Genomic DNA, 11,996 nt, shown 5'->3' with positions numbered 1-11,996 from the left:
GGGGTGCGTGAGTTGTTCCGGCGCCGAGTATCCAGCCTTTGCGCGCACCGCCGAATACCTGTGTGACGAGTGGGCCTAACGCCGTGACGAGGGTGGCGAAAGCGGTGCAGGGCGCTGCTATACTCGCCGCCATGGAACGACATCAACTTACATGGCGCGAGGTGCGCAATACGCTGCTGATTAACCTGCTGGTGTGGGGCGTGATTTGCGCCAGCGGTGCAGGCGGCGTATATAGCGATGCACTACGTGCCGGTGATGGCCGCAGTTATGACCACATCATGTCGGCGTGGGTTGCGAATCATGCGCTGATTGCGCTGTTTAGCTTTGGCCTGTACCTGGCGCTGCGCCGCTGGCCCGCACTGGCGGCCAGCATGCAAAACATCCTGCGCAGTTACTTGCTGGTGCTGCTGATTTTCCTGCCGCTGCAACTGCTGTACATCGCGGTGCTGGATGGCGTACGTGAGGGAGGCGGACCATTGCTGGTGGCGCCGCGTGGCTTCAATGTGTTTCTGGAGTTGGCGTGGACCACGGGCACCTTTACGGCGGTGACAGCCATCTGTCTCTGGCGTCGGGGCCAGCAGCGTGAACGTGCCTGGCAGCAGGCGCAGACCGAAAATCTGCAACTGAGCTTGGCGCTGGAACAGCAGCGCATGCAGGCCTTGCGCGGACAGCTGGAGCCCCACTTCATCTTCAATGCGCTGAACGCCATCAGCGCCATGGTGCGTACGGGTGATGGGCAGCTGGCGCTGGGCGGCATACATCGGCTGAGCGATTTGCTGCGTTATGCTTTGGCGGCCAGCAGTTGCGACCACGTGAGCGTGCGGGAGGAGCTGGATTTCGTACGCGATTATCTGGCCTTGCAGGGGCTGCGCTACGGGGAGCGGCTGCAGGTGCGGCTGGATGTCGATGATGCGGTACTGGACGCCGTCTGTCCGCCGCTGCTGCTCCAGCCATTGGTCGAAAACGCCGTGCGCCATGACCTGGAGTGCCATGAGGGCGATAGCGACATCCACATCAGGCTGTGGTGTGACGATGCGCAGCTGCTGGTTTGCATCAGCAATCCGGTGAAGGCCGATGCGCCGCCCAATCCTGGCTTGGGCATGGGCTTGTCGAACACGCGGGCGCGCTTGCAGCTGGCCTATCGTGGCGAGGCGGCATTGCAAAGCGGTGAGCAGGATGGACGCTTTGTGCTCCAGATCCGCATGCCGCTGGAATAAATTCAGCGCGCAGGTTCGCGCTGCGGCGCCACCAGCGGCAGCAACATGCGGACCGCAGTGCCGACGTTGGGAGCGGAGTCGATGGTGATGCGGCCACCCAGTACGCCAGTCACGAGGTTGTAGACGATGTTCATGCCCAGGCCCGTGCCGCCCTGGCCCATTTTGGTGGTGAAGAAGGGATCGAATACCCGCTTCAGGACGTCATCCGGCATGCCGCAGCCGTCATCGCTGAACATCAGCTCCACGATGTCGTCGTCCACCCGCTCTCCGCGGACAGTGAGGGTGCCGCCGTGGCGATGTTCAAAAGCGTGGTTCAAGGCGTTGTTAATCAGATTGTTCAGGATCTGATACAGCCCGCCCGGATACGAATCGAATACCAGCCCCGCCGGAATTTGCAGCACCACTTCACATTGCAGGCGGCGCAGGCGCGGCATGTAGGTGGCGACGGTGTCCTGCACTGCGGCCAGCAGGTCAAAGGCGCGGCGCTGGTCGTTGGTCTGATCGACGGCAATCTGTTTGAACGACGATATCAGCTCGGCGGCCTTATGCAGCGAACCGGAAATCAGTTCGCTGGCCGTGCCAACTTCCTGCAGGTGCGTATTCAGTTCGGAGCGCCGCAGCGCGCCAGAGGCAACGTGCGCCTCGAATTCGTGCACGCGGTCGCGCAGGGCGGTGGAGGCCAGCAGGCTGTTGCCGATCGGCGTATTGAGTTCGTGGGCGATGCCGGCCACCAGTGAGCCCAGTGAGGCCATCTTCTCCGATGCCAGCAGTTCGTCCTGCGTGTGCTGCAGGGTCTCCAATGCCTTGCTGAGGTCCGCGTTGGCGCGTTCCAGTGCGGCCGAGCGTTCGCGTACGCGGCTTTCCAGCGAGACGTTGAGGTCTTTCAGTTCGCGTTTGGCGTTGAGTTCTTCCGTCAGGTCCAGCAAGGCCCAGATGATGGAGGCATTGCCGTCCAGCGTCAGCGAGGAGGACCAGATGGCGACGCTGCCCACGCTGCCGTCGGGCAGCAGCACGCCGGCCACGGCGCCATGTACGGCGCCATCGTCGCGGTACATTTTCCAGATGCGTTCCCGTTCCAGCCTGCTGGCCCAGAATGGCACTTCGTCGCTGCGCTTGCCGATCAGGTTGAGGGCATTCGAGCCAAAGGTCTGTATCAGCGCGCGGTTGGCGGTGATGATGCGGCCCTCGCGATCGGATACGGTCAGCGGCAGCGGCGCCATGTCGAACAGGGTCTTGAAGCGCGCTTCCGATTCCGACAGGCGCTGCTGCGATGTTTCCAGTTCGGCGATACGCTCGCGCAGCGCCGCGCTCATGGCGTTCAGCGTGCGCGTGAACACGGCGATTTCATCATCGCCGTGCACTGCCAGCGCCTTGTTGTAATCGCCCAGCGCCATCTGCTGCGAGTCGCCGGTCAGCGCTTCCAGGCGGCGGCCGATGCCGCGCGTGAAGATGTAGAACATGAGCATGCCGGCGGCAAAGCCGATCAGCGAAATCGCCACGCCTTGCATCATCACTTCATCCCGCGCCTGCTTCAGGTCTTTGGTGGTGAGGCCGAAGTTGATGCTGCCGATGCGGTTATCCTTGAGCAGCAGCGGCGAACGCGCGTGGATGGTGGCGTCGCTGATGATGGTACGCACGCCTTTGAAGCTGGTGCCGCCGCCGTTCCGCAGCACCTCGGGCAGCGGCATGTCGCGCTTGCCCACGGCGATGATGGGATGTCCGTTTTCGTCGAGGATGGTCAGGTAGCGCAGAAAGCTGTCGTCCGGGTCGGACAGCATTTCGGTGAGGTAGCTATTCAGCTCGGGCAGGCGCCCGCGCGTGGCATAGGGGCTGAGGGAGAGATTGAGGGTGACGGCGTATTCCTGGGCGACGCGTTCGGCATTGGTATTGACCGCGTGGTTCATCAGGCGCAGGCTGTTCCAGATCAGCAGGCCAACCACCAGCGCCTGGATCACGGCGCTCAGCATCAGAAACTTCGCACGTAGCGAGAGACTCAAAACGTTCACTCCTTGTTGGGCAATGCCAGGAGCTCACGCGCCTGCCGCACGGTGAGCGCGGCAGGCTGGCAGGGCGACCTGGGATTAAGGCAGGGTCAGAATCACTTTGACGGTATCGTCAACTGCCGATTTATCAATATACCCGATTGCCTTCGGATCGGCAGCAACTGCTTTCTTCACCTCGGCGCTGTTCGGGAATTCTTTCGGCGGCGTGGCTTTACCGGTGAACACCAGTTTGGACCACAGCGCCTTTACCTGTGCGGCATCCTTCTCTGCCACCTTGTGGTAGAACTCATTGCGGATGGCCGAACCGTCCGCCTGGTCGACAGGCGTGAACAGGTTGGATTTACCCAGGAAGAACTGCGATGCCTGTTCCGAGAACATGCGCGTCGCAGGATTCTGTTTGCTGACGATGACGACGATTTCCGCCGATGCTGGCGCGGAGGCCAAGGCGGCTGCTGCAGCCAAAGAGGACAGCAGGAGGGTGCTCATTATCTTTTTCATTGTGTAGTTTCCCCGATCAGAATACGAAGTCCAGCGCGACACCAACCACGGTCAGGTCCTTGTTGTAGCCAGCAGCTGGCACGTTCTGCAGCCAGCCCGATTTGGCCTTAGGATTGACGCGGTCGATTTGTACTTTCAGTGCCAGCGATTTGGCGAAGTCCCAACGCACGCCGATCAGGTCGGAGCTTTGTTCGGACGACGACAGCAGGCCGGCAAGGGCGGCGTTCAGTGGCGGCACTTTGGCCAGGCTGGCAGGTGCGGTCACGCTGGCGCCAGCGCCTTTCGACGATGTGTGCGCGTAGTAAGGCAGCACTTTGCCGATGCGGTAGCCCACCATGGCGTACCAGGCGTTGCTGTCGGCCAGGTAGACCGGGTCTTTGGCGCGGCGCTGGGCGTATTCGGCCTGGGCCACGATGTTGTTCCAGTCCATGGTGCCGCCGACCGAGGTGAAGGCGATCTTCTTGCCGCCGCTGAAGGTCAGGTCCGACGCCAGCTGGCTGAAGCCGTAGGTGTTCAGGGTGCTGGTCAGGCTGTTGATCGGCGCCAGGTCGTTGATGTTCATGTCAGCACGGGCGTGGGCAACGCGGAACAGGAACGGACCGTATTCGGCTGCCAGGCTCAAGCCAGCGGCCGGTGCGCGGTAGGTCGCGGTCGAACCGGAGCCCGATGGGACGTACAGCTTGCCGCGGCTAACGCCTGCGAAAGCCTGGGCGGTGAAGTTCACATCGCCGAATGCGTGCTGGTAGTTGATGTCGGCGCCATCCGAGTTCTCGATCGGAGCCTGGCCGTACATTTCAATCGGTGGACGCATCATGGTGTTGGCGTAGCCAACGTTCTGGTAGTCCGAAATCAGGAAGGTGGGCACGACCACGCGGCCGACGCGCACCGAGACTTCATCGTTGATGCGGGCTTTCAGGAAGGCCCAGGTCAGGTCGGTGGTGAAGGTCGGGCTGGTGTTCTTGCGGGTCAGTACTTGTGCGGTGCCCGACAGCCAGTCATTGATTTTGTAGGTGGCTTGCAGGCCCAGGTTGGTGTCCAGACCGATGCGGGCTTTGTTGCCGATGCCTTCGGCCTGGTTGTAACGCGCGAATTGTGCCTGGTCGGTATCGCCTTTGGCGACACCCAGGGTGCCGAAACCACTGATGCTCAGGTTGCCGTCATCCATGGCGCCCGCTTGCGCCGGCATGGCGGCGGTGGCAGCGACGAATGCAGCGGAGACTGCAGCTACTAAAAGTTGCTTTTTCATGAGTTCTAATCCTAGGGGGTTATTGTGGTTTGACGGTTTTGCCGTCGAGTGTATCTAGTAAAAATGCGGGGATGGGGCATTGGTTGTTACCTTAGACCAATTTCCTTGGAGCATGAAATGAAATTTGAATAAATCGAACGAACGTACTAAATTTTGTAGCTTTTGTGCAAAAATCGCTGCAAAAACAGTATGTTGTACGATATCTCTACAGTGATGTTTTAATAAATTTGAGGTTTTGCCATGTCTTGACTATTGGTTACAGACCGCGCACGCGGCATGTCAGGCATTACAATAGCGGCTCCCTCTTTCTACCCACGAGATCACGACTATGGCCGTCAATTCCCCTCTGCCCATTGCCTCCGAACTGAAGCCTGTCGCGGGCGTTGAAATCGGCTTTGCCGAAGCCGGCATCAAGAAGCCGAACCGCAAGGACGTATTGGTCATGAAACTGGCGCCGGGCGCGACTGTCGCCGGCGTGTTTACGCTGAACCGCTTCTGCGCCGCGCCGGTGCAGATCGCCAAGGCCCACCTGGCCGCCGCCAAAACCAGCGGCAAGCCGATCACCGCGCTGCTGGTCAATACCGGCAATGCCAATGCCGGTACCGGTGAACTGGGCCTGTCGCTGGCCAATGAAACCTGCGCCGCGCTGGCCTCGCAACTGGGCTGCGAAGCGTCGCAGATCCTGCCGTTTTCGACCGGCGTGATTCTGGAGCCGCTGCCGGCCGCCAAAGTGATCGCCGGCCTGCCGCAAGCCGTGGCCGGCCTCAAGGCCGACAACTGGTTCAACGCCGCTGAAGCCATCATGACCACCGACACGCAGCCGAAAGCCGGCTCGCGCACCGTGACCATCGGCGGCCATAGCGTGACCATGACCGGGATCTCCAAAGGCGCCGGCATGATCAAGCCAAACATGGCCACCATGCTGGGCTACCTGGCGCTGGACGCCAAAGTGGCGCAGCCAGTGCTGGATGAACTGGTCAGGCATGCGGCCAACCACTCGTTCAACTGCATCACCATCGACGGCGATACTTCGACCAACGATTCCTTCATGCTGATTGCCACGGGTGCCGGCTCGCTGGAAGTGAGCTCGGTCGACCAGCCGGAATACGCCGCGCTGCGCGACGCTGTGACCGACCTGTCGCTGTTCCTGGCGCAAGCCATCATCCGTGACGGCGAAGGCGCCACCAAATTCATGAGTATCGTGGTGGAAGAGGGCGGCAGCGTCGAAGAGTGCCGCAAGATCGCGTACTCGATCGGCCACTCGCCGCTGGTGAAGACTGCCTTCTTCGCCTCCGACCCTAACCTGGGCCGCATCCTGGCCGCGATCGGCTACGCCGGCGTGGATGATCTCGACGTCTCCAAACTGAACCTGTACCTGGATGACGTGTGGGTGGCCAAGAACGGCGGCCGCAATCCGGACTACAAGGAAGAAGACGGCCAGCGCGTGATGAAGCAAAGCGAAATCACGGTACGCGTCAAGCTGGCGCGCGGCGCGGCCACGGCCACCGTGTACACCTGCGACCTGTCGCACGATTACGTGTCGATCAACGCCGACTACCGTTCTTAAGATGTCGGCCGCCCTCGAACAATTCCTGGTGCGTGCGGAGGCGCTGCTGGCGCGCGTGGAGGCGATCCTGCCGCCCGCCGCGCCGCAGGTCGACTGGGAGCGTGGCTACGCTTTCCGCTGGCGCCAGCGCAGCAATGGCGCCAGCTATCTGCAGGCGGTGGCGCATGTATCCTCGATCGCGCTGGACGACCTGCAGCATGTCGGCCCGCAGAAGGAGCAGATCGAGCAGAACACGCGCCAGTTCGTGGCGGGCAAGCCGGCCAACAACGTGCTGCTGACGGGCGCGCGCGGCACCGGCAAGTCGTCGCTGATCAAGGCATGCCTGAACCAGTTCGGCAAGGATGGCCTGCGTCTGATCGAGGTGGACAAGGCCGACCTGGCCGAGCTGCCGGATATCGTGGATCTGGTGGCCGGCCGTCCCGAGCGCTTCATCATCTTCTGCGACGACCTGTCGTTCGAAGAGGGCGAGAGCGGCTACAAGGCGCTCAAGGTGGCGCTGGATGGCAGCATTTCGGCGCAGTCGGACAATGTGCTGATTTACGCGACCTCGAATCGCCGCCACCTGCTGCCGGAGCGTATGTCCGACAACATGAGCTACAAGCATGACGAGAACGGCGACCTGCATCCGGGCGAAACGGTGGAAGAGAAGATTTCGCTGTCCGAGCGTTTTGGCTTGTGGCTGACTTTTTATCCATTCAGGCAGGACGATTATCTGGCCATCGTCGCCCACTGGCTGTCGTCGCTGGGCTGCACGGAAGCGCAGATTGAAGCGGCACGCGCCGATGCGCTGCGCTGGGCATTGCAGCGCGGCTCGCGCTCGGGCCGGGTAGCGTGGCAGTTCGCTAAAGATTACGCAGGGAAGCTCGCATGACCAAGCCCGTTGATGTTGCAGTTGGTATTTTAATCAAGCCGAATGGCGATGTGCTGCTGGGCCAGCGTCCGGCCGGCAAGCCGTACGACGGGTATTGGGAATTCCCGGGCGGTAAAGTGGATCCGGGCGAGACGATCCTGGAAGCGCTGAAACGCGAGTTCGTGGAAGAACTGGGCCTGGCGATCCACAGCGCGGAAGAGTGGTGCGGTGTCGAGTACGTGTACCCGCACGCGCATGTGCGGCTGCATTTCTATATCAGCCGTGACTGGTCGGGCGAACCCCAGAGCCTGGAAGGGCAAGCGTTTGCGTGGCAGGGAGCTGTAGGCGTCGAGCCGCTGCTGCCCGCGACGATTCCATTGCTGGAGTGGCTGGAGCAGGTGCGCTACAGCTGAACCCCAAACCTTGTGGCTGGTTTGCGGGGCTGCTTATTCTTCGTCGTGCGCGTCTTTGGGCGGTGCGGCGGGGATGGCGTATTTTTCCTCGGCCCAGGCGCCAAGGTCGATCTTTTTGCAGCGTTCCGAACAGAACGGGCGGAATTTGTTTTCCGGCTTCCACTCCACTTTGGCGGAGCAGGTCGGGCATTCAACTACAGTGGTCATGAGCGTACGTTAGAAGTTACAAAGCGTGAGCTCGAATGGTACATCATCTTCCAATGGCTTGGGTTTCAGGTCGCCGCCTTGCGAGGTAAAACGCACCCACAGCATGTACTTGTTGGCGGAAATTTCCGGAATCGCGCCTTGCGATTCATCCAGCGTCAGGCGCAGCATCTGGTACACCTTCCCCTGCAACATCTGCTGATAGCTGCCGGCCACGGCAATCATCTTGACCGGGCTGCCGGAGTCGCGCAGCAAACGCAGCACCAGGGCCAGCGCGTCAAACAGCGGCGCCAGCGGCGTGAACCAGTTGATGATGTCGTTGAAACGGGCTTCCGCCGGCCGCTGCTGCCAGGCGTAGTAGGACGGCAGGTCGAATTCGCAGGCGCCACCAGGGATGATGGTGCGGCCGCGGATGCTCATGAGCCATTCATTGTCGCGCACGTTCTGGCCGGTCTTGCCCTGGGCCGCGACCAGCGCGCTGCTCACGCCGTCCAGCTCGGCGAGGATGGCGTCCAGCGCTTCCGGCTGGACATTGGGATTCATGCGGTAACTTAACAGGGTCTGGCGCTGACGCTCCAGTTCTTGCAGCAGGTCGGATTTCAGGTCGGCGCGTCCCGCCACTTCCAGCATGTCGAAGATGGTGGCCAGCGCCACATGGTGCTGCATGGGATGTTCTTGATGGACGAAGAACTTGAATTTCTCGTACAAATCCTCCAGGCGCAACAACGTGCGTATGCGCTCGTTGAAAGGATATTCGTAGACGATCAAAATAACATCCCTCTATAGATGGACCTGAATTCTCGTGATTTTGAAGCAAGCCAAGCAAAATTACAAACGTTGCGAAGGCATTATTGCCGTTCTTTGTGAAAATGCCAGATATAAATTGTGCAAACGGTCGATTTGGGGCGTCAAATCGGCAATTCCTGCATTATTGATAATCACATCGTCCGCTGCGGCCAATCTTTGCGCGCGGCTCACCTGCGTCGCCATGATGGCGCGCACCTGTGCTTCCGGCAGATTGTTACGCGCCATCACGCGGGCAATTTGCACTTCCTCGGGACAGTCTACCGCCAATAGCCGCGTTACGCGTGCACGCCACGTTCCCGATTCGATCAGCAGCGGCACGGCGTAGATCACATAGCAGCCGGTTGCGGCCGCGCCAGCCGCCAGTGCGGCGTCGCGGATGCGTGGATGGAGGATGGCTTCGAGCCGGGCCTTGGCGGCGGCGTCGCTGAACACCAGCGCACGCATACGGGCGCGGTCCATGGCGCCGCTGGCGTCGGCAAACTCGGGGCCGAAGGCTGCGACAATGGCCGGCATGGCCGGGCCGTATGGCGCTGTCATGCTATGGGCGATGGCGTCGGTATCGACGATGGTGGCGCCGCGTTCGGCAAACAGGTCAGCGACCGTGCTCTTGCCGCAGCCGATGCCGCCAGTCAGGCCGACAGAAAAGGGCAGGGCTTCCATTAATGGCTCAAGCTCATGGTCAAGCCCAGCAGCGGGCCGCCGTACAGCATGGCGATGAGGCCGGCCGCCGCCAGATAGGGACCGAACGGAATCGGGTTGTTTCGGCCGCGCTTGGCAAACACGATGAGGCAGATGCCGACCACCGCGCCCACCACCGAAGACAGCAGGATAATCGCCGGCAGCATGGTCCAGCCCATCCACGCGCCCAGCGCCGCCAGCAGTTTGAAGTCGCCATAGCCCATGCCTTCCTTGCCGGTTGCCAGCTTGAACAGCCAGTAAACCGACCACAGCGCCAGATAGCCGGCCGCCGCGCCAATCACGGCGTCCTGCAGCGGCACATAGGTGCCGTTGATGTTGATGAGCAGGCCAGCCCAGATCAATGGATAGGTCAGGTCGTCCGGCAGCAGCTGGGTGTCGGCGTCGATGAACGTCATGGCGATCAGCGAATACAGGAAGAACAGCGCAGCCAGGCCGGCATAGCCGCTGCCGAAGCGCCATATCACCAGTGCGGACAGCGCGCCCGTCAGCAGTTCCACCGCCGGATAGCGCGCCGAGATGGGCGCCTTGCAGTTGCTGCATTTACCGCGCAATGCCAGCCAGCTGACCACGGGAATATTCTCCATGGCGGTGATCTGGTGCTGGCAATGCGGGCAGGCTGAGCGCGGCACCATGAGGTTGTAGCGTTCCGTGTGCGGATGCGGCTTGCCGCTTTCTTCCGCCACGTAGTTGTCGGATTCGCGCTGCATCATGATCGGCAGCCGGTGGATCACCACGTTCAGGAAGCTGCCGAACAGCAGACCGAACAGGCCGGCGATCAGGCTGATGGCCAGGTCGCCCGCAGGGGCGAACAACAGGGTGGATTGCAGCATGGCGTCAATAGGCGTAAATAGTCACTGGCCCATATTAAAGCATTACAGCAACATCGCGCTGGCTTTTTCAGAATGCACTCCCCCGTCAGCCAGATGGGAAAAACCGGATATTGGTGGCAAGGTGTCAGCTCTGTTTTTCCGCTCCTGGAGCATTCTTTGCCGTCGTTTTCCCAGACACCGTTATTCCTGATGCTCGGGCTGCTGCTGGTCTGCCTGGCGTTTCTTGCCGCGCTGGTATTCTGCCTGCGCCGATTGCGGCGCGGCTATGAGGCGCGCCTGCGGCTGCTGGCCGAGCGCGAGCGCATCGCCACCGGGCTGCATGATACGCTGCTGCAAAGCATGCAGGGCTTGATCCTGCGCTTCCAGGGCGTCAGCGACAAGCTTGCTGCGGACAGCCCGCAGCGCGCCGCTATCGAACGCATCCTCGACCAGGCGGACGACGTGCTGGCCGAAGGCCGCCACCAGATTCTGGCGCTGCGCATGCCGGTGGTGTATGGCGATAACCTGAGCCAGGCCATGGCAGCCATGGGCAAGTCCTTGCAGGACAGCTTTGGCATACCGTTCCGCATGGTGGTCAGCGGCTGTCCGGTCACGATTGATGGCGACCGTGGCGAGGACATCTACTGCATCGTGCGCGAAGTGCTGTACAACGCCTTCCAGTACGCGCAGTCCAGCGACGTGGAGCTGGAACTGACGTATGGCCGCGAGTTCTTCATGCTGCACGTGCGCGACAACGGCAAAGGCATGGCGCAGCCGCCGTCCGGACTCAGCGCCCTGCAACAGCGTGCCGCGCAGCTGGGCGGCAGTATCGAGGTGCTGAGTCTGCCGGACCAGGGAACCGAGGTGATCCTCAAGGTGCCGGGCGAAGTCTGCTACCAGACACCACGCCGGCGTGGCTGGCGGCACTGGCTCAAGGCCTGGCTGGGCCGCACGGAAACGCAGGGTTAGCTGAGCACGGGCCGTGGCCGGTTGCGGATGCTGATGATGCCGCGACCCAGCGCAAGCAGCACGGCGTGGGTGCGGTCGTTGGCCTGCAGTTTGGCCATCAGGTTTTTCATGTGCACCTTGACGGTTTCTTCGGCGATGCACAGCTGCTGGCCAATCAGGCGGTTGCTCTTGCCCAGCGAGGCCAGTTCCAGTACCTGGATTTCACGCGGGGTCAATTCATCGCCGGGCGTCTGGCGTGCCACGGCCTGGATCAGCAGCGGCGGCACATGGCGCTGGCCGGAGTGAATGGCGCGCAGCGTCTCCAGCATCTCGTGGCGCGCGGCGCTTTTCAGCAGATAACCGGCGGCGCCGGCCTTCATGGCGCGCATCACCAGCGCGTCGCCTTCGTAGGTGGTCAGCACGACGATGGCGGCGTGCGGGAATTCATGGCGGATGCTGTGGGTCGCTTCGACGCCATCAAGGTCGGGCATCTGTATGTCCATCAGCACCAGGTCCGGGCGATGGCAGCGATACAGGGCGATCGCCTCGCGGCCGCCCGTGGCTTCCGCGACCAGGCAAAATCCCGGCGCGCTGGCCAGCACGCTGGCGATGCCTTGCCGGAAGACCGGATGATCGTCTGCCGTCACCACCGTAATCGGAGCCTGTTCCATCGCATCGCCATGTAGTCGGAAAAACGTAAAGTGCCACAACACTAGCACTTTTGCCATAACCCGG

General features: G+C 61.7%; 13 protein-coding genes. 5 read left to right on the top strand and 8 right to left on the bottom strand.

The window, feature by feature from the left end; genetic code table 11:
• The first annotated feature begins 131 nt into the window (after positions 1-131).
• Positions 132-1,217 (top strand): sensor histidine kinase, encoded by a 1,086-nt coding sequence (locus tag BUA36_RS13320; RefSeq protein WP_072785213.1) that lies wholly within the window; start codon positions 132-134, stop codon positions 1,215-1,217.
• Positions 1,218-1,219: 2 nt separating this feature from the next.
• On the opposite strand, the gene BUA36_RS13315 is transcribed toward BUA36_RS13320, so the two are convergent.
• From BUA36_RS13315 to BUA36_RS13305, 3 genes are all read right to left on the bottom strand, one after another.
• Positions 1,220-3,223 carry a sensor histidine kinase gene (locus BUA36_RS13315; protein ID WP_229255698.1) on the bottom strand — a complete coding sequence of 668 codons (2,004 nt, stop codon included), beginning with the start codon at positions 3,221-3,223 and terminating at the stop codon, positions 1,220-1,222.
• 75 nt (positions 3,224-3,298) lie between these two features.
• Positions 3,299-3,706 (bottom strand): type 2 periplasmic-binding domain-containing protein, encoded by a 408-nt coding sequence (locus tag BUA36_RS13310; protein ID WP_139260543.1) that lies wholly within the window; start codon positions 3,704-3,706, stop codon positions 3,299-3,301.
• Positions 3,707-3,734: 28 nt separating this feature from the next.
• A complete protein-coding gene (locus BUA36_RS13305) occupies positions 3,735-4,964 on the bottom strand; it encodes a porin (RefSeq protein ID WP_072785207.1) in 1,230 nt (409 codons plus the stop codon).
• Between the two features lie 328 nt (positions 4,965-5,292).
• Between BUA36_RS13305 and argJ the strand changes: the two genes are divergently transcribed.
• The 3 genes from argJ to BUA36_RS13290 are packed head-to-tail and all read left to right on the top strand — an operon-like array spanning position 5,293 to position 7,794.
• On the top strand, positions 5,293-6,531 hold the full coding sequence (gene argJ, locus BUA36_RS13300) for a bifunctional glutamate N-acetyltransferase/amino-acid acetyltransferase ArgJ (protein ID WP_072785205.1): 1,239 nt from the start codon (positions 5,293-5,295) through the stop codon (positions 6,529-6,531).
• 1 nt (position 6,532) lies between these two features.
• Positions 6,533-7,402, top strand: coding sequence for an ATP-binding protein (locus tag BUA36_RS13295; protein WP_072785203.1), 870 nt, complete (start codon positions 6,533-6,535; stop codon positions 7,400-7,402).
• Positions 7,399-7,794, top strand: a complete 396-nt coding sequence (locus BUA36_RS13290) for an NUDIX domain-containing protein (RefSeq protein WP_072785202.1) — start codon at positions 7,399-7,401, stop codon at positions 7,792-7,794. Before BUA36_RS13295 ends, BUA36_RS13290 begins: the two co-directional genes overlap by 4 nt.
• Before the next feature lie 33 nt (positions 7,795-7,827).
• Here BUA36_RS13290 and yacG read toward each other — a convergent pair whose 3' ends face one another.
• Genes yacG through BUA36_RS13270 form a run of 4 tightly spaced genes read right to left on the bottom strand, consistent with a single transcriptional unit; the run spans position 7,828 to position 10,334 of the window.
• Entirely contained in the window at positions 7,828-8,001 is a 174-nt protein-coding gene (gene yacG / locus BUA36_RS13285) for a DNA gyrase inhibitor YacG (RefSeq protein WP_072785201.1), read from the bottom strand.
• Positions 8,002-8,010: 9 nt separating this feature from the next.
• A complete protein-coding gene (gene zapD / locus BUA36_RS13280) occupies positions 8,011-8,766 on the bottom strand; it encodes a cell division protein ZapD (protein ID WP_072785200.1) in 756 nt (251 codons plus the stop codon).
• 60 nt (positions 8,767-8,826) lie between these two features.
• Positions 8,827-9,465 (bottom strand): dephospho-CoA kinase, encoded by a 639-nt coding sequence (gene coaE, locus BUA36_RS13275; protein ID WP_072785199.1) that lies wholly within the window; start codon positions 9,463-9,465, stop codon positions 8,827-8,829.
• A complete protein-coding gene (locus BUA36_RS13270) occupies positions 9,465-10,334 on the bottom strand; it encodes a prepilin peptidase (protein WP_072785198.1) in 870 nt (289 codons plus the stop codon). The genes coaE and BUA36_RS13270 overlap by 1 nt, the downstream gene beginning before the upstream one ends.
• 156 nt (positions 10,335-10,490) lie before the next feature.
• Between BUA36_RS13270 and BUA36_RS13265 the strand changes: the two genes are divergently transcribed.
• Entirely contained in the window at positions 10,491-11,282 is a 792-nt protein-coding gene (locus tag BUA36_RS13265) for a sensor histidine kinase (protein ID WP_072785197.1), read from the top strand.
• Here BUA36_RS13265 and BUA36_RS13260 read toward each other — a convergent pair.
• Positions 11,279-11,932 (bottom strand): response regulator, encoded by a 654-nt coding sequence (locus BUA36_RS13260; protein ID WP_072785196.1) that lies wholly within the window; start codon positions 11,930-11,932, stop codon positions 11,279-11,281. The genes BUA36_RS13265 and BUA36_RS13260 overlap by 4 nt on opposite strands.
• Positions 11,933-11,996: the final 64 nt, after the last annotated feature.

The sequence above is a fragment of the Duganella sacchari genome (assembly GCF_900143065.1).
Taxonomy (GTDB): domain Bacteria; phylum Pseudomonadota; class Gammaproteobacteria; order Burkholderiales; family Burkholderiaceae_D; genus Rugamonas; species Rugamonas sacchari.
Note: the sequence above shows the minus strand (reverse complement) of the source record. Positions and strands in the feature narration are given on the sequence as shown.